At 51.5% G+C, this 18,301-nt stretch carries 14 protein-coding genes; 9 read left to right on the forward strand and 5 right to left on the reverse strand.

Translation table 11 applies throughout. From position 1 onward, the window contains the following. Positions 1–23: 23 nt before the first annotated feature. From C2I18_RS16360 to C2I18_RS16375, 4 genes are all read left to right on the forward strand, one after another. The gene (locus C2I18_RS16360; protein ID WP_249896825.1) at positions 24–905 is read left to right on the forward strand and encodes a carbohydrate ABC transporter permease; all 882 of its coding nucleotides are present in this window, start codon (positions 24–26) and stop codon (positions 903–905) included. Then, on the forward strand, positions 905–1,738 hold the full coding sequence (locus C2I18_RS16365; protein ID WP_249896826.1) for a carbohydrate ABC transporter permease: 834 nt from the start codon (positions 905–907) through the stop codon (positions 1,736–1,738). Before C2I18_RS16360 ends, C2I18_RS16365 begins: the two co-directional genes overlap by 1 nt. 67 nt (positions 1,739–1,805) lie before the next feature. Continuing rightward, the gene (locus C2I18_RS16370) at positions 1,806–3,110 is read left to right on the forward strand and encodes an ABC transporter substrate-binding protein (protein WP_481857945.1); all 1,305 of its coding nucleotides are present in this window, start codon (positions 1,806–1,808) and stop codon (positions 3,108–3,110) included. A 230-nt stretch (positions 3,111–3,340) separates the two neighbouring features. Beyond that, positions 3,341–5,344 carry a beta-galactosidase gene (locus C2I18_RS16375; protein ID WP_249896828.1) on the forward strand — a complete coding sequence of 668 codons (2,004 nt, stop codon included), beginning with the start codon at positions 3,341–3,343 and terminating at the stop codon, positions 5,342–5,344. A gap of 1,524 nt (positions 5,345–6,868) precedes the next feature. Here C2I18_RS16375 and C2I18_RS16380 read toward each other — a convergent pair. Next, the gene (locus C2I18_RS16380) at positions 6,869–7,705 is read right to left on the reverse strand and encodes a helix-turn-helix transcriptional regulator (RefSeq protein WP_249896829.1); all 837 of its coding nucleotides are present in this window, start codon (positions 7,703–7,705) and stop codon (positions 6,869–6,871) included. A gap of 122 nt (positions 7,706–7,827) precedes the next feature. Between C2I18_RS16380 and C2I18_RS16385 the strand changes: the two genes are divergently transcribed. After that, positions 7,828–9,858 carry a beta-galactosidase gene (locus tag C2I18_RS16385; protein ID WP_249896830.1) on the forward strand — a complete coding sequence of 677 codons (2,031 nt, stop codon included), beginning with the start codon at positions 7,828–7,830 and terminating at the stop codon, positions 9,856–9,858. A 62-nt stretch (positions 9,859–9,920) separates the two neighbouring features. Here C2I18_RS16385 and C2I18_RS16390 read toward each other — a convergent pair whose 3' ends face one another. From C2I18_RS16390 to C2I18_RS16400, 3 genes are read right to left on the reverse strand one after another with little or no spacing between them, the layout of a single operon-like run. Next, positions 9,921–11,111: a Ger(x)C family spore germination protein gene (locus C2I18_RS16390; protein ID WP_249896831.1), complete on the reverse strand. Its 1,191-nt coding sequence runs from the start codon at positions 11,109–11,111 to the stop codon at positions 9,921–9,923. Next, positions 11,104–12,207: a GerAB/ArcD/ProY family transporter gene (locus C2I18_RS16395; protein ID WP_249896832.1), complete on the reverse strand. Its 1,104-nt coding sequence runs from the start codon at positions 12,205–12,207 to the stop codon at positions 11,104–11,106. Before C2I18_RS16395 ends, C2I18_RS16390 begins: the two co-directional genes overlap by 8 nt. A gap of 26 nt (positions 12,208–12,233) precedes the next feature. Further along, positions 12,234–13,889 carry a spore germination protein gene (locus C2I18_RS16400; protein ID WP_249896833.1) on the reverse strand — a complete coding sequence of 552 codons (1,656 nt, stop codon included), beginning with the start codon at positions 13,887–13,889 and terminating at the stop codon, positions 12,234–12,236. Between the two features lie 230 nt (positions 13,890–14,119). Here C2I18_RS16400 and C2I18_RS16405 point away from each other — a divergent pair, with 230 nt between their 5' ends. Together C2I18_RS16405 and C2I18_RS16410 are read left to right on the forward strand one after the other, a co-directional pair. Further along, positions 14,120–14,677, forward strand: coding sequence for an SLOG family protein (locus C2I18_RS16405; RefSeq protein WP_249896834.1), 558 nt, complete (start codon positions 14,120–14,122; stop codon positions 14,675–14,677). Positions 14,678–14,690: 13 nt separating this feature from the next. After that, on the forward strand, positions 14,691–15,020 hold the full coding sequence (locus C2I18_RS16410; protein WP_249896835.1) for a YciI family protein: 330 nt from the start codon (positions 14,691–14,693) through the stop codon (positions 15,018–15,020). Positions 15,021–15,032: 12 nt separating this feature from the next. Here C2I18_RS16410 and C2I18_RS16415 read toward each other — a convergent pair whose 3' ends face one another. Next, positions 15,033–16,490, reverse strand: coding sequence for an amidase family protein (locus C2I18_RS16415; protein ID WP_249896836.1), 1,458 nt, complete (start codon positions 16,488–16,490; stop codon positions 15,033–15,035). A gap of 219 nt (positions 16,491–16,709) precedes the next feature. On the opposite strand from C2I18_RS16415, the gene C2I18_RS16420 reads away from it, so the two are divergent. Both C2I18_RS16420 and C2I18_RS16425 read left to right on the forward strand, forming a co-directional pair. Next, positions 16,710–17,630 carry a DUF6612 family protein gene (locus tag C2I18_RS16420; protein WP_249896837.1) on the forward strand — a complete coding sequence of 307 codons (921 nt, stop codon included), beginning with the start codon at positions 16,710–16,712 and terminating at the stop codon, positions 17,628–17,630. Between the two features lie 145 nt (positions 17,631–17,775). Next, positions 17,776–18,069 carry a hypothetical protein gene (locus C2I18_RS16425; protein WP_249896838.1) on the forward strand — a complete coding sequence of 98 codons (294 nt, stop codon included), beginning with the start codon at positions 17,776–17,778 and terminating at the stop codon, positions 18,067–18,069. Positions 18,070–18,301: the final 232 nt, after the last annotated feature.

Here is an 18,301-nt window from a genome sequence, read left to right on the forward strand (position 1 = left end):
AAAGAAAGGGGGGGACGGGTAAAATGCGCGGCTCGAAAACGTCCCAGATCGGTCAGCAGCTCTTTTTTGTTGGCCCGGCAGTATTGTTTTTCACAATAGTCATGATTATTCCGTTTGTCATGGGGATGTACTATTCCTTCACAGACTGGAACGGCGTATCCGGGAATGTATCCTGGGTGGGCATCGACAATTTTAAAACAATCTTTACCAATGATCCGGATTTCTGGTCATCCTTCTGGTTTACAGTGCGTTTCACTGTACTCGGGGTTGTATTGACCAACGTAGTAGGATTTTTCCTGGCCTATTTTTTAACCAAAGCATTAAAAACACGCAATATGCTCCGCACCATCTTCTTTATGCCTAACGTAATCGGGGGCTTGTTGCTTGGTTTTATATGGCAGTTTATCTTCATCAAAGGTTTCGCCACGATGGGCGATATCACGGGCTGGTCCTTCTTCAACCTTCCGTGGCTCGGCGATGCGACAACCGGCTTCTGGGCCATTGTTATGGTATTTGTCTGGCAGTCTTCCGGTTATCTGATGGTAATCTACATCGCTTCCCTGAATAACGTCTCCAAGGAAGTGCTGGAAGCGGCAGAAATTGACGGGGCCTCCCGCATGCAGGTGCTTCGCAGCATTATCTTACCGCTGATTATGCCGGCGGTTACTGTAGGCCTGTTCCTTGCCATCTCCTGGTCTTTCAAAATGTTCGACCTCAACCTTTCCCTGACGAAAGGCGGACCGTTCAAATCGACCGAGTCTGTGGCCATGAACATTTACAATGAAGCGTTCCTGAACAACCGGTACGGTCTGGGTACGGCAAAAGCGCTGCTGTTCTTCCTCATCGTCGCCGTCATCACTGTGATTCAGGTCCGGATTACCAAGAGCAAGGAGGTTGAAGCGTAATGAAGGCAGAAGGCAAAAGCAGATGGAATTTCGGCCTGGAAATCATTATGATTCTTCTTGCCCTGCTGTTCCTGTCACCATTCTATTTCCTGATCGTCAACTCGCTGAAATCGTTTGGTGAAATTCTTAGCAATGCGGCGGCCTGGCCGACCGAATTCGTCTGGTCCAACTACACGCAGGCCTGGAAGCTGGCCCGTTTCTCGGAAGCTTTCCGGAACTCGATTATCATTACAGTGATCTGTGTGATCCTGATCGCCCTGTTTGCCGCAATGGCGGCCTACCGGATGGTCCGTGCAGATTCGAAGTTCAACCGTTTCCTGCTGCTGCTGTTCGTAGCGGCAATGGTCGTGCCGTTCCAGACGATCATGATTCCGATCCTGCAAGTGGTTAACTTCCTCGGAGTCAACAACTCGATTGCCGGCCTGGTAATGGCCCAATTAGGGCTCAGTATTCCAATGGCGATCTTCCTGTTCCACGGGTTCATCAAATCGGTACCGCTGGAAATTGAGGAAGCGGCAACGGTAGACGGCTGTAATCCGCTGACTGTGTTCTTCCGGATTGTGCTTCCGCTCCTGAAGCCGATGCTCATGACGATTATCGTCCTGAATGCACTCGGGATATGGAACGACTACCTGCTTCCGTCCCTGATTCTTCAGGCACCGGAGCTGCGGACCATTCCGCTGGCCACCTTCTCGTTCTTCGGGCAGTATACGAAGCAATGGGACATGGCACTTCCGGCGCTGACGCTCGGGGTTGCTCCAATCGTTGTTTTCTACCTGTTCATGCAGCGTTACATTGTTGAGGGAATAGCGGCAGGCTCGGTGAAGGGTTAACCTTCCCGGGCTTCCCGTTCCACATAGTATTGGCAGTTAAATTTATTTTAGGGGGAAATTAGAGATGATGAAAAAACGTTCTGCACTGATGATGTCCAGCGTGATGCTGATGTCTGTAGTACTGGCGGCTTGCGGCGGTAACAATAATTCCGCTTCTAATAATGCACAAAATGGAAGCGCTGGCAACGGTGCATCCGGTGAAACCAAAACGGTTAAGATCTTCCAGTTCAAAACTGAAATCGTGGAAGGCCTGAATGAGCTGAAGGTTGAGTTTGAAAAAGAGTATCCTAACATCAAGCTGGACATCCAGACTGTCGGCGGCGGTGCAGACTATGCTGCGGCACTGAAGACAAAATTTGCTTCCGGCGATGCTCCTGACATTTTCTCCAACGGCGGTTATGCTGAAATGGATCTGTGGGGCGACAAGCTCGAGGACCTGTCCGATCAGCCATGGGTGAAGGATCTGATTCCTTTGGCAGCTGAGCCAATGACCAAAGACGGTAAAACATACGGTATGCCGATGAACCTTGAAGGTATCGGTTATGTATACAACAAAGACCTGTTCGAAAAAGCAGGCATCACTGAAACACCAAAAACGATCTCCGAGCTTGAAGAAGCCGCTAAAAAATTGCAGGCGATCGATGTCATTCCTTTCGGTAACGCGTATCAGGAGTGGTGGCTGCTGGGTAACCAAGGGATTAGCGTAGCTTTTGCACAACAAGATAATGTAGATGAGTTCATCAGCGGCCTGAACGCCGGTACTTCCACAATCGTGGGCAACCAGGTATTTAAGGATTGGAGCAACCTGCTGAACCTGACTGTAAAATACGGTCAAAAGAATCCTTTGACTACTGACGCCAACACTCACCTGGCTATGTTCGCTAACGGCGAAACTGCCATGATGCAGGAAGGTAACTGGGCACAAACCCTGGTTGACAACATCACTCCTGACATGAACATCGGTATGTTCCCTATGCCAATCAATGATGATGCCGAGAAGAACGACAAGATGACTGTAGGTATTCCTGCTAACCTTGTTGTGAACAAAGAATCGGCTTCCAAAGAAGAAGCGAAGACATTCCTGAACTGGCTTGTAACTTCCGATATGGGTAAACAATATATCACTGAAAAATGGAAGTTCATCCCTGCGCTGTCCACTATTGAGGCTAACCCTGAAGATATCGGTGCCCTTGGTTCTGATGTATGGAACTATGTACAAGAAGGTAAAGTATATGGTCTGCAATCCTCCAAGTTCCCTGATGGTGTAACGCAGGAATTCGCAAGTGTAATTCAACAGCTGATTGCCGGCAAGGTAGATCAAGCAGGCTGGGAAACAGCTATGCAAGCGGCTTGGGACAAGCTGAAGAAGTAATAAAAGATTCTCAAACATAGAGCCTGCAAAGGGCCGTAAACTAACGTAGCTGGAAATGGATTTGCCAGGACGCTCCCGTTCATACTCATTGTTGAAATGAGGCGGGGGCGTCTTTTTAAATTGCGGGAAGCATGCTGTAATGCGGTATACTTTTATCAAAATATTCTACAGTGCATAGCGGGAGATGGCGGCATCACAGGGTCTCCGGCGCATGGTAAGGAGAGGGAGCGATGAAGCTGGAGAGTTATACAAATGTACAGATCGGCGTCGATTATTATCCGGAGCATTGGGATGAATCGTTATGGGAAAAGGATGTTGAACTAATGCGGGAAACCGGGGTAAAGGTGGTGCGGGTAGCCGAGTTCGCCTGGAGCAGGCTGGAGCCTGTGGAAGGCACCTTTGATTTTGCCTGGCTGGACCGGGCGATGGAGCTGTTCCGGGAAAAGGGTCTGCAGGTGGTCATCGGAACCCCGACGACAACTCCGCCGCGCTGGCTGACAACCGCGTATCCGGATGTACTGCCTGTGTTCAAAGACGGGCAGACGTATCATCCGGGCGTGCGCGGACACCGCTGCTTTAACAGTGCATCCCTGCGCAAGTACGGCAGCCGGATTGTAGAGAAGCTGGCGGCCCACTACAGCGGGCATCCTGCTGTGATCGGCTGGCAGACAGATAATGAATTTGGCATGATCGACTGCCACTGCGATTCCTGTAACGCGGCTTTCCGGAGCTGGGTGAAGGACAAATACGGCACGGTAGCGCGGGTGAACGAGGAGTGGGGAACAGTAGTCTGGAGCGGTGAATACAGCGATTGGGAAGAGCTTACGGTTCCGTATGGCGGTTCGCCGTTCCAGAATCCGTCGCTGCTGCTGGATTTCCAGCGTTTCCAGTGGGATGCTGTGGTCGATTTCCAGAAGACGCAAATTGATCTGCTGCGGGCACTGTGTCCGGATCATTTCATTACCCATAACTTTCACAGCTATCCGCAGCGGCTGGATATGTATGCCGTCGGGGCAGATCTGGATGTGGCTGCATTCGACTATTATCCGAACACTTCACCGGACAAGCAGGCCACTACACCGTACAGCGGTGCGTTGTCGCTGGATGTTACGCGCGGCATCAGACGGCAAAACTTCTGGATCATGGAGCAGCTTAGCGGTTCACCGGGCTGCTGGATGCCGATGTGGCGCACGCCGTATCCCGGCTTTATCCGTGCATATGCCTGGCAGGCTATCGCGAGAGGAGCGGACACGGTGGTTCATTTCCGCTGGAGAAGCGCGGCCGCGGGAGCGGAGCAGTACTGGCATGGTCTGATCGATCACAGCAACGTTCCCGGCCGCAGGTTCGCCGAATTCAGCCAGCTGTGTGCTGAAGTGAACTTGCTGAGTGAGAAGCTGCTGGGAACCGTGCTGAAGCATGAGGTGGCGATTCTTCATTCCCATGAGCAGAAGGCAGCGCTTGATATCCAGCCGCAGGCCGAGGGGCTGGACTATTACGAGAATATCAAGCAGTACCACCGCGCCCTGACGAAGCTGGGCATCGGCTGCGATGTCATCCGGCTGGGCCAGCCGCTGGACGGATACAAGGTAGTCATTGCGCCGAGCCTGTATCTGCTGGATGAGCAGACGGCTGCTCAGCTTGAGGCTTTTGCGATTACAGGCGGAACATTGATCCTGAGCAACCGCAGCGGTGTGAAGAACATGAACAATATTTGCGTAATGCAGCCTCTTCCTGGGATGCTGAGCCGTGCGGCGGGCGTGTGGGTCAAGGAGTATGATCCGGTTGGCGGAGATATCCATGCCCTGGTGGATTCACAGGGGGATACCTTCCAGTGCAGCCAGTGGTGCGACCTGCTGTCGCCGGTCACTGCAGAGCCTATCGCCTGGTATGGAGATGATTTCTATACCGGCATCCCGGCCGTTACCGTCAACAGCTTCGGCAAAGGCGCTGTCTATTACTTCGGCACCCATGCCGACGAGCGCTTCTGGAACGGCCTGCTGGTTGAAGTGGCGGACAAGCAGGGGCTGCAGCGTTTTGCCGGACTGCCGGAGGGTGTGCAGGCTACGGTCCGCACCGGCGATAACGGCAGCTTCCTGTTCCTGCTCAACCTGAACCGGTCGCCGCAAACGGTGCCGCTTGCGGGCAGCTACCGCAGCGCGCTGGATGCAGACGGTCCGGTCCGCGAGGGTAAGCTGATGATGGAGGCTTACGGCGTGGAGATTCTGGAGCTGTAGCAGACTAGCCCGTCAGCAGGATGCTGAGGTCCTCCGGTAAGGGGTGGACCTTAGCGTTTAATTGTATTTGATGCAGCTATATGACTGCAAAATGGAGCTGTAAGAGGTGCAGCAGGTCTTCAGGATGTTTAGGTCCTCCGTTATAGGGAGGGCCTAACGTTTAATTGTATTTCCTGCAGTTATATGACTGCGAAACAGCAGATTTGGCAGAATAACTGTATTCTGTGCAGCTACAAATTGCGTAATCCACATTAATGCTGAGATTAGAGGGTTTTAACTGCACGAAGTGCAGCTAAAGCTCTTTCAGTCTAAATATAGGCCATTTTAGTTGTATGAAATACAGCTAAAGTGTGGAGGCAGCTATCAGTGGAGGCAACCAGTGTTGTGATGAGTTCGTGAGCATGTGGTTGAGCGTGGATGAAATGTGTTAGCCGGGACATCAGGTTTGCAGAGTAAATAGTGTAGTGGTGGGGAGTGGTGCAGGGTGCTGAGCGTGAATAGGAGTGTGTAGCTGGGCGCCGGGTTTGCAGAGTAAATAGTGTTGTGTTGGTGCGTGAGCATGCGGTTGAGCGTGATGGAACGTGTGGCTGGGACGTCAGGTTTGATGAGTAAACAGTGTTGTGTCAGGGGTTTGCGGCACTCCAAGCGAGGAGAGATGTGAGCGGAGAGAAATTTTGGAACTGTAGGAGCGTTAGCGTCCGCCTTTGTCTTCAGATGATTACCGCAAAGCGTCCAATCCCGATCATCTGAAGACAACAGCGGCCGGAAGTCCAAACATTTCTCGCAGCGGCACCAATATCCGAGCCTTGCCTCCCCCTGCATTCCAAGCACTGCGGAGCTTTATGCAGTGCAGGGGTTTGCGGCATTCCTAGTAAGGAGAGGTGTGAGCGGAGAGAAATTTTGGAACTGTAGGAGCGTTAGCGTCCGCCTTTGTCTTCAGATGATTACCGCAAAGCATCCAATCCCGATCATCTGAAGACAACAGCGTCCGGAAGTCCAAACATTTCTCGCAGCGGCACCAGCCTCCAAGCCTTGCTTCCTCCCGCATTCTAAGCACTGCGGAGCTTTATGCAGTGCAGGGGTTTGCGGCACTCCAAGCAAGGAGAGATGTGAGCGGAGAGGAAATTTAGGAACTGTAGGAGCGTTAGCGTCCGCCTTTGTCTTCAGATGATTACCGCAAAGCGTCCAATCCCGATCATCTGAAGACAACAGCGTCCGGAAGTCCAAACATATCTCGCAGCGGCACCAGCCCCCAAGCCTTGCCTCCTCCTGCATTCTAAGCCCCGCGGAGCTTTATGCAGTGCAGGGGTTTGCGGCATTCCCAGTAAGGAGAGGTGTGAGCGGAGAGAAATTTTGGAACTGTAGGAGCGTTAGCGTCCGCCTTTGTCTTCAGATGATTACCGCAAAGCGTCCAATCCCGATCATCTGAAGACAACAGCGGCCGGAAGTCCAAACATTTCTCGCAGCGGCACCAATCTCGGAACCAGCGCCATGCCTCTTCCCCTCACCAATAACCGACGCCCCTTAGTGCAGCCTTCTAAATTGCTCCGGCGTAACCCCAGACTGCCTGCGGAAGGTGGCGACGAAGTGACTGACATCGCGGAAGCCGACATGTCTGGAGATCTCTTTTACCGTAAGATCCGGATAGCCTAACAGCAGCTCCTTGCTTTTGCGGATCCGCAGCCGGACGAAATAAGCGTAAGGCGAGAGCCCGAAGGTCTGCAGGAACAGGCTGTTCAGATATCGCCCTGACACATCCAGCTGTGAAGCGAGGTCGGACAGTCCGATTTCAGGATCGCCGTAACGGCTTTCCATCCACTTCAGCAGCGGCTGCAGCTTGTCCACGTTGCGGGAGATTGAAGTGTTGTTATGAAGATGCCCGTACTTGTTCAGGGTGAGCAGAAAACGGTAAGCATCCGCGGACACCCCCAGATTGAACATATCTGCGGCGCTGTCATGGCGGTCCAGCATTTCCTTCAGCATGCCGGTCAGCGGGGCCTCGCTCTCCCAGCGGTAGAAGGCATCAGTATGCATGTCCAGAGATTCCAGGATGTGCCCGGCGGAACTGCCGGCGAAGGTAAGATAGTAGGTTCGCCAGGTGCCGGCAGTAAGGGCTTCATACCTGTGCGGGGTACCGGGCAGCAGCAGCATACCGCTCCCTTCAGGCAGCGTCAGCCTTTTATCTTCGATATGTATAACGCCTTCGCCCTGAGCCGTCTGCAGCCAGTGGTAGACATGATAGCCGTCAGGCCGTGATACCTTTTCCTGATCCGGATTATAACCCATGCTTTCCAGTGTGACAGGCAGCTGCTGGCCGCTTACGTGACCAAATACAATTCTGCGGGTGGCAGATTCAATCAACCGGATCATCTCCTTGGAATACTTCCATATTATTATATACATTAGATAAAATATTATATTTATACTGGGAACCTAAAAGATTAAACTTAGAATATAATTATACTATAAAGGAAGTGCAGCGTGTGATTAACGATAAATTGCCGAAGATTTGGTACGGCGGAGACTACAACCCCGAGCAATGGGACGCTCCGGTCTGGGCCGAAGATGAGCGGATGTTCAAGCTGGCCGGGATTGACGTAGCAACAATTAATGTATTTTCCTGGGCACTGATTCAGCCTTCTGAAGATACCTATGATTTCTCCGGACTGGATGAATTGATGGACCGCTTATATAAGAATGGAACTTATGTCTGTCTGGCAACAGGAACCGGAGCACATCCGGCATGGATGGCGCACCGTTATCCGGAGGTAACCCGGGTCGATGTACAAGGCCGCAAACGCAAATTCGGCGGGCGCCACAACTCCAATCCAAACAGTCCGGTATACCGTAAATATGCGGCAAGACTTGCAGGCAAGCTGGCTGAGCGATACAAGGATCATCCGGCACTGGTTGCCTGGCATATCTCCAATGAATACGGCGGCTATGATTACTCCGAGCAGTCTGCCGCAGCTTTCCGCGTGTGGCTGAAAGAGCGCTACGGTTCGCTGGATGCGCTGAACAAAGCCTGGAATACACGCTTCTGGGGCCATACCTTTTATGACTGGGAAGAAATCGTGGTTCCGAATGAGCTGAGTGAAGAATGGAACGGCAACCGCACCAACTTCCAGGGGATTTCGCTGGACTACCGCAGATTCATGTCTCACAGCCTGCTGGAATGCTACAAGATTGAGAAAGAAGCGATCCGGGAACACAGCACCGACATTCCGGTGACGACCAACCTGATGGGCTTCTATCCGGAGCTGGATTATTTCGAGTGGGCCAAGCATATGGACATTATCTCCTGGGATAACTATCCGGCCCTTGATACTCCGGTCAGCTTCACGGCAATGACGCATGATCTGATGCGCGGTCTTAAGAACGGACAGCCGTTCATGCTGATGGAACAAACGCCAAGTCAGCAGAACTGGATGCCTTACAACTCGCTGAAACGTCCCGGAGTGATGCGTCTGTGGAGTTATCAGGCAGTGGCCCGCGGAGCTGACACGGTGCTGTTCTTCCAGCTGCGCCGCTCCATTGGTGCCTGCGAGAAATACCACGGAGCAGTAATTGAGCATGTAGGCCATGAGCATACCCGTGTATTCCGCGAATGTGCGGAGCTCGGGCGGGAGCTTGAGCTGCTTGGCGATGAACTGCTGGATGCACGCAGCGCGGCACAGATCGGCATCATCTATGACTGGGAGAACCGCTGGGCGCTTGACCTGTCGAGCGGCCCGACCGTAGCCCTGGATTACGTCAAAGAGGTTCATAAATATTATGATGCGCTTTACCAGCAGAAAATCGAAGCTGACATCATTGGCGTGGAAGAGAATCTGTCCAAATACAAGGTTGTCATTGCACCGGTAATGTATATGATTAAGCCGGGTTTTGCGGAAAAGGTAGAAGCTTTCGTGAAAGCAGGCGGAACATTCGTCACCACCTTCTTCAGCGGGATCGTCAATGAGAATGATCTTGTTACAGTGGGAGGTTATCCGGGAGAACTGCGCAAGGTACTGGGGATTTGGGCAGAAGAGATCGATGCGCTGCTGCCGGATATGAGCAATGAGATTGTAATGAAGGGCGAATGGGGTGCGTTGAAAGGCTCCTACAAATGTAACCTGCTCTGTGATTTGATTCATTCTGAAGGCGCGGAAGTGCTGGCGCAGTACGGCTCTGACTTCTATAAAGGCATGCCGGTCCTGACTGCGAACAGCTTTGGCGAAGGGAAGGCTTATTATGTGGCTTCCAGTCCGGAAGAGGGCTTCCTGAAGGGCTTCCTCACGAACCTGTGCGAAGACAACGGGATTAAGCCGCTTGTAAGCGCACCGGAAGGCCTTGAGTCCGTGCAGCGTGTAAAAGACGGCGTATCGTATCTGTTCCTCTTGAATCATCAGGCAGATGAAGTCAGCGCAGACATCGGCGGAGTTGAACGCAGGGATCTGCTGACCGGCCAGACATTCAGCAGCACAGTGGTTGTACCGGGCCGAGGCGTAATGATTTTGTCCGACAAAAAATAACTGTTCAGCATATTAAAGCGGCGATGCTTCCTTTACAGGAAGGTCGCCGCTTTTTTACAATCTTACTGGGTAAACGAACCGAAATCCGTGATTTTCAAATCATATTTAAAAGTGATTTTGGAACGGCTGAAGATGTCGTCCCACTGGTCTTTAACCTTCTTCCATACCGCCGGATGCTGGATGCCCAGTGCCTCTCCGAAGCCGGAGACATCTGTTTTATATTCGTTCTGGAGCTTCTGAATCAGCTGGTCCATCATCTGCTTAAGCCTGTCTTCAAAGATACCGCCGACTTTTTCCGCATAGGCACTCGAGGTGGCGTATTCGGTGGTATTCCAGGTTTCAATCAGCCGCCCCTCGGTTTGAACCGCAACCTCAAATGAAATCTCGTCCCCGTCTACCTTTGATTTGATCTTGCTCTTCATTGATTTCATTTCATAAGTCATGGGATGGTTGTCCCAGTCATAAGCCTTTATTGCGCCGCTGCTGCCTTTATTGGCCAGCCAGGACAGGCACTGCGTATCCTCCTGGTCCAGATCTCCAACCCAATGTCCGGTATCTCCTTTAACGATTGCTGCACCGGCAAACTCCATACTGCCTTTTGCCATGACCAGGTTCTGCAGGACATAACTTCTTTTCGAATGCATCAGCCCGTCCAACTCGGATAAAATGACTGGTTGCATCACCTTGCTTGTCCTGTATTGATTGCGGATCATTTCCTTGATATGAAAGGTGGGAATCTCCTCCGGCTGTTTGGACACAAGCGTATCCATTGCCCGTCCCTGGCTGATAAAAACCATTGTACTTGGCCGGATATCGTTGTCACGGAGTACAAAATCCATGACCTCATCCATTTTTTGCCGCTTAAGCAGTTCCTTTGAAACTACAATAATCTTGAGGTGATGCCCGATAATCGGGCGTTCGTTACGGATAGAGAAATTACGGAAAATCTCGAATACGGAATCCCCGGTTCCCGACAAATTAATATAGGCTTTGCCTTGGCTGCTGCTCTGCTTGTCTGGTCCGCCCGTCGATTTGGTCGGTACAATCTGGATGGTGGCCGTAATTTTGTTCTGTTTGGAATAGGTGCTTCCTCTTTCCTCCAGCAGTTGTTCTGTAGGAGTCAGCTCGCCTACGTCAAGTGCAAGACCGGCATAGAGGGCAAGATCCTCGATCTCTTTACTGCTCCAGCAGCCGGTTTGCGTACCCGTTAACAGGAGTAGGCAAAGGCAGAGGGGGATTATGCGTTTATACATGCTGCTTCAATCCTTTCCTGCGGATGAGCCAAATAACTGAAAGCAGCAGCGGCAGCAGAATGAACAGTACAATTCCCATTTTGCCGATCGCATCACCGAGAGTGAACAGGTCATGTACAGACTTGGGGACCATCGCCGAAATATAAATGACCGGAACAAGCGCGAAAATAACCGGATGAATAGGCAGACGGAAAATCTGGGAGACGCCTAAAGAGGCGTGAAAGAAGAAGCTGCTGAAATTACAGAACATCTGCATGAGCCAGATTACCATGAGCGGAAACTCCATACGTTCGAAGAACAGCCCCGTAACTTCAAAGCTGCGGATCAAATCAATGGTGGGCCATGTACTGGTAATTGCCGAATCAATAGAAATGCCCCCGATCACCATCACCACTGTTATAAAATACAGGCATACCGGAATGCCGATTCCGGTAAGCATTGCTTTTAGCGCCTGCCGGGGGTCCTGCATGAATGCTACGAGTATCATAACCACTTCACAGCCGGTGTAGACAAGGACAGTTGATTTCAGGCCGCTGATCACAGGAAGAATACCGCTGCCCATCACCGGGCGCAGATTATTAATATCAAAAAGCCTGAAGCTGAACGCGAACGAGATAAGCAGGATCATAATACTGATGGGGAACACGATTTGAAAGACTCTGGCCATGGAATTGATCCCCCCGTACACGAGATAAATCCCCAGCCAGATAAAAGGCAGGACAATAGCCCAGATCGGTGTGCCCTCCAGCAGAAAAAACAGCGTAACCTCAGCAAGTGTTCGAATCTCAAAGCCGGCAACAACCAGAAAGTAGACAACCAGCAGCAGACACAGCAATGCACCAGGAACCCTGCCCACAATTTTCGCAGCATACTGAAACACCGTTTTTCCGGGAAACTGCTGGCTGATCTTGACCATCAGCGCAACGACCAGCAGAACAATGACTCCGCCAAGCAGTACGGACAGCCAGGAGTCCGGAGTTTTGACGCTCTGGCTTACATTTCTCGGCAGCGTAAGTATGCCTGCGCCAAGCACGGCATTGTTCAGGAATACCGCAGCCTGAGAAGCTGTAATTTTATCATCTGTACGGGTAAACATGGCAGGGCTCCTTTTATAAATATGGATTAGTTTCTCCGTTTGCTTTTTTGAGGTTTCATCATGGCAGGCCGGTTTTTCATCAGGGAAAGCGGAACGCGGATGAATATATCTTTCCAGTCCTTTACACGAAATGGTGAGACCGGTGTCAGGTACGGCACACCAAAGCTTTTCAGCCTGGTAAGGTGGCTGCAGATGAGCAGGAAGAACAGAATTGTTCCGAACATGCCGAGACATGCTGCAAACAGCATACCTACAAAACGGAGAATACGAAGGGTGATCCCGGCGCTGTACATCGGGATGGAAAACGATGAAATGGCAGTAACCGCTACAACAATAACCAGAAACGGACTGACAATCCCGGCCTGAACCGCAGCATCGCCGATAATCAGACCGCCGACGATACCCATCGCCGGGCCGATCGGCTTAGGAAGCCGGATGCCCGCCTCCCGCAGAATCTCAATAGATACTTCCAGAATCAGCACCTCAATCAGGGAGGGGAAGGGTACCCCCTGCCGGGTCTTGATAATCGAGATGGCCAGCTCGGTAGGAATGAGCCCGGGATGAAAGGAAATAAAGGAAATATACAGCGCAGGTGCCATCAGTGCCAGAAAGGCAGCTGAGAAACGCAGATTTCTGAGGAGTGAGCCCGGCAGCCAGCGTTCGTAATAGTCCTCGGGAGACTGCAGCAGCATGCTGAATGTAACCGGGACAATGAGGGCGAACGGCGATCCGTCCAGCAGAATGGCGATCCGTCCTTCGAGCAGGGCGTTGATGACCCTGTCAGGACGCTCGGTATTCTGTGTCTGCTGGAACGGGCTTAAATAGTTATCTTCAATCAGCTGTTCAATATATCCCGATTCTGCAAGAAAATCGATATCGATTTTGGATATCCGGGTCTCTACTTCCTTCAGCAGCTCCGGATTCACAATATCTTTTATAAAAGCGACTACCAGATCCTTTTCGATTACCGTGCCGGAACGGTACGAGCGCATTTCCAGCTTGTCGCTGAATCCCTGGCGGCGCAGCATGGCGGTGTTCTCACTCAATACCTCCGTAAAGCCTACCCTCGGACCGCGCAGCAGGGCCTCCGAGACGGGCTCTCCGATAGGACGGTTGGCACCGCCCGGAAGTTCGATCAGCAATCCTTTTGGCAATCCTTCAATCAGCAGTGCAGCATGTCCGAACAGGATAGACTTGTTAAAGTTATTTAAATCGGCGGTCTCGGTAAGATTGCTGAAGGGCAGCCGCTCCGCGATTCCTGCAGCAGTTAAAGACCCGAAGTCAGCTTCATTGATCAGGAACTGCATCACCTGCAGGTTAAGCTGCCTGTCATTCTGCATGCCATCCACATAGATCAGGACTCCTTGTCTCTGCAGCTTTGTGAAAGTGAACTTCCTGAAGCTGAAATCACTGTTCCCGCCGATCACCGACTGGATTGCTTCCAGATCAGTGTCAATATTCCCGCTGAAATCTGCTGCGGCAGAAGACGTCTGCCGGCTTTCAGGCTGTGGCTGAGGTTTGCGGTTAGACTTGTCTTCTCCGGGCGAGGCTTGTCCCCCGCTGCCTACATAGGAATAGAGGGTTTTGTATGAAGCCAATGCCAGCAAGGGAACCAGCAGAGCCGCTCCAGCCTGAGCCCAAACCGCCCAGCCGGGGATGTAGGATATGAATGTTGAGAGCAATAGAATCAACCCCAGCTTTCAAAGTGGACTGCTGCCATAACAGCTGCGTAAATGAAGTTTTCCAAGGATTGCTTAGCTTTAGTCATTTTTTGCGAAAAAAAATGAAAAAAACGGATGCCCCTGATTTATAAGGAGTGCATCCGTTTTCCGCGGAGAATTGGAAAGGGCAAATGGTATATAATCATCATATAGAGAAATACAGAGCTTCCCGTTCAGAAAAGAGGCATCCTATGAAAACCTTACTCGTAACAGGCTACCGTGCGCATGAGCTCGGGATTTTTGACAGCAAGCACCAAGGGATTCCTTATATTAAAAAAGCACTCAAACACCGGCTGCTTCCTCTCGTGGAGGAGGGGCTGGAGTGGGTGATTACCCCGGGCCAGTACGGAGTCGATCTTTGGGCATGCGAAGTGGTGCTTGAGCTGAAAATGCAGTATCCCGCCCTTAAGCTCGGCATTATTACGGCCCACGCGGCACCGGAGGAGAAGTGGAAGGAGGAGAAGCAGAATGAATACCGGCGTATCGTGGCCGGGGCGGATTATTACGGTGCGGTCAGCAATGCGCCGTATGACGGAAGCTGGCAGTTCCGGGCCAGGGACGATCTGCTGTTCCGCAAGAGTGACGGTATTCTGCTCTTCTATGATGAGGATGCTGCTGAGGGCAGCCCGAAGTTCATTAAGGAACGGGCACAAAAGCTGCATGCTGAGGGCGATTACGAGCTCTATCTGATGCATGCCGAGGAGATTCAGAATATAGCCGATGAAGAAAATATGCGTGATTATGAATGAGGAGGGTTCCAGGTTGGGACAGGCGGATACGCTGGATTACCATGAGGATATTTGTTATGTAATTCTGCTGGACAAGACGGAGAATGACCGCAGGGATATGGAGATCATCCGGCAGCATGTACGGCATCTGCAGGAGCTGGAGCGTAGCGGCCAGCTTGTCTTATGCGGGCCGTTCAGCGATTACCCGGGCGGGATGGTTATTGTGCGCGCGGCTTCACGCGAGGAAGCGGAGGAGATTGCCCGGCGTGATCCTTATGTGACTTCTGGAATCCGCAGCTATGAAGTGCGCACCTGGGGCCTGTCGCATGCAGGCAACAGGCATATGGGCATAGCTGCGGACTGACAGGAGCAGGGTTCAGATAAAGCTGCGGAGGGAAGGTGCCTTCCGGACCTTGTAATTCTGTTCATAAGCGTAGGCCAGCCTGATCAGCTGCGGCTCGCAGTAAGCCCGGGCTGAGAAGGCTACGCCAAAGGGTGCGCCTGCCGAAGTATAACCGGAAGGTACGACGATTGAAGGGTAACCGGCGCGTGAGGTGATCCGTGAACCAAAATCGGCGGGGAACAGCAGCGCGTCAAGCTGATGCTCCTTCATGGTGGCGTCGATCCCCTCTTCCTTGCAGAGCTGAAGATCGGTTATGCGGTCACGGAGGTACTGTGGTTCCGTTAGCGTGCCGGAGGTAGTATATTCAGCAGAGATCAGCGTCGCCTGCCCGTAACGCAGCGTTTCTACAGGATGGGCATGGTTAAAATCGATAATATCCTTCAGCGTGCGCATCGGTGCTCCCGGACCAAGCTGCGCCAGATAAGCGTTGAGCGAAGTCTTGAATTCATTGAGCACAACGGAGGAGTATTTGATTTCACGCGCTGTCCTGATATCGGCAGGGTCAATGATGACTGCCCCCAGCTCGCGCATTTTGTCTACGGAAGCGTTGAACAGCGCCAGCTGCTCATCCGTCAGCTCCTCGAAATAGTAATCCCGCGGAATGCCGATTCTTGCGCCCTTTAGACCGTCTTCATCCAGAAAAACAGTATAGTCTTCATGGACCTTCCCCGGATTGCTGCCCATCGCAGCATCTTTGCTGTCCTGCCCCAGCATGGCATTCAGCAGCAGCACGGCATCGCGCACGGTTCTTGCCATCGGTCCGGCCGTATCCTGGGTATTGGACAGCGGAAGAATACCGGAGCGGCTGATTAATCCTACTGTGGGCTTGATTCCGATGATGGAGCCCAGGTTGCCGGGATTGAGAATGGAGCCGGAGGTTTCCGTTCCTACCGAGACGGTGCAGAAATTGCAGGCTACCGCTACCGCAGATCCGGCGCTCGAGCCGCCTGTCGGTGTGGAGATATTATACGGGTTCAGCACCTGCCCCCCGCGTGAGCTGTAGCCTGTCGGCATCCCGTTTGTCATAAAATTGGCGAACTCCGTCATGTTGGCTTTGCCCATAATGATCGCCCCGGCCTCCCGCAGCTTTGTTACCAGAAACGCATCTTCACCCGCAAAAGAATCCGCAAGAGCCAATGACCCTGCGCTTGTATGCATTTTGTCCCCTGTATTGATATTATCTTTCAGCAGCACCGGAATTCCGTGCATCGGCCCCCTCGGGCCATGAAGCGAGCGTTCAGCATCGAGAGCTTCAGCGATGAACAGCGCATCCGGGTTGATCTCCAGCACCGAGTTAATCGTCAAGCCGTTTTTGTCATGATCGGCAATGCGTTCATAATACTTGAGCACCAGTTGTCTGGAAGTAATCTCTCCTGCAGCAAGTGCAGCCTGAATCTCCGGAATAGTAGCCTCTACAATTTCAAAAGCCATGCGCGCCCACGCTTCTTCCCATATAGAATAGTTTTTCTTCCTCTATCTAACCACAATTTCCCTGGTGTTAATAGGAGTCTTTTTCAGCTTGGCAGCGCTTGCCGCGGACAGGCCAATACATATTTTGTTAGAAAGCTTCCTCCATTGGTTAAATACTTCACATAACTTGCTTGGCAGTTCATGGAAGCCTGCCATATTACACTAGGAGGGAATACCATTTTGAAAAAACTAACAACAGTATTACTAGGATCTATGCTAACCATCGGACTCACGGCTTGCGGTAACAATGAGGCAGTGCAGGATAATGCTGCAGCTAACAACACGTCTGCGGCGGTTACAGCTACCGCTTCACCTGCAGCTGAAGCTTCTGCTGCACCGGACGCCGGACAGGCTGCACAATCAGGGCCTATTACTGTAGAAGAATTGATTCAGAAATCAACAGAAGCCAGCGACCAGCTGACCAGCTTTGCTATGGATTCTAATATTGTTCAAAATATTACCATTAAGCAGGGAGAGGAATCCCAAAATCAGGATGTAGAAATGAAAATGAAGTCCGAATTTATCAAAGAGCCGCTGCAAATGCATCAGACGGTCCAGACGAATATGGCGGGCCAGCAGCAGGATGTTGAGCAGTACATTACAGCAGACGGGATCTACAGCTATACCAATGGACGTTGGGTCAAGCTGCCGGCGGAGATGACGGAGCAGATTACGGCCTCCATTCAGCAGCAGGCTGATCCGGAGAAGCAGCTGGAGCAGTTCAATACCCTTACTGAGTATACAAAAGTTACTGAAGAGGGCGATGACTATTTATTAACTGCCGAAGTCTCCGGTGACAGCGTCAAGGAGCTGGCCCAGACCTATATGAATCAGGCGGCCGGTGGAGACAACCAGATGGGCGCACTGATGGAGCAAATGAATATCCAGAGCATGACTATCATGTCCGCAGTAAATAAGGAAACTTTTTTGCCGACCCAGACCAAGGTATCTATGGCGATGGACATGACTGCTGAAGGACAGAGCGTCGAGATGCAAATGAATATGGACGCCGCCATCAGCCGCCACAATGAGATTACCGAAATCAAGGTGCCGGAGGAAGCGCTCAGTGCAGAGGAAGTAACGATGCCGGCGGCGCAGTAACATATAAGCTTATGTGAAATGCAAAAAGCCTGTATCCCGCATAATCTGCGGTGTACAGGCTTTTTAGTGTGTTGCTTGGGGATTGCATTCCACATTTAGCTGAAGGGCGGGTAAAAGTACCTCTCATTTAGTAAAAAGGCGAGCTGTGAGCGAAATCAAAGGTAAAAGTACCGCTCATTTGGCGAAAAAGCGAGCTGTGTGCGAAATCAAGGGTAAAAGTACCTCTCATTTGGCGAAAAGGCAGGCAGTGTGCGAAATCAAAGGTAAAAGTACCTCTCATATGGCGAAAAAGCGAGCTGTGTGCGAAATCAAAGGTAAAAGTACCTCTTATTTGGTGAAAAGGTGGCAGTGTGCGAAATCAAAGGTAAAAGTACCTCTCATTTGGCGAAAAGGCGGGATGTGTGCGAAATCAAAGGTAAAAGTACCTCTCAGTTGGTGAAAAAGCGAGCTGTGTGCGAAATCAAAGGTAAAAGTACCTCTCATTTAGCCGAAAGGCGTACTGTGTGCGAAATCAAGGGTAAAAGTACCTCTCATTTGGCGAAAAGGCAGGCAGTGTTCGAAATCAAAGGTAAAAGTACCTCTCATATGGCGAAAAAGCGAGCTGTGTGCGAAATCAAAGGTAAAAGTACCTCTCATTTCGCTAGAAAGCGGACTGTATGCGAAATCAAAGG

The sequence above is a fragment of the Paenibacillus sp. PK3_47 genome (genome assembly GCF_023520895.1).
Classification (GTDB): domain Bacteria; phylum Bacillota; class Bacilli; order Paenibacillales; family Paenibacillaceae; genus Paenibacillus_AQ.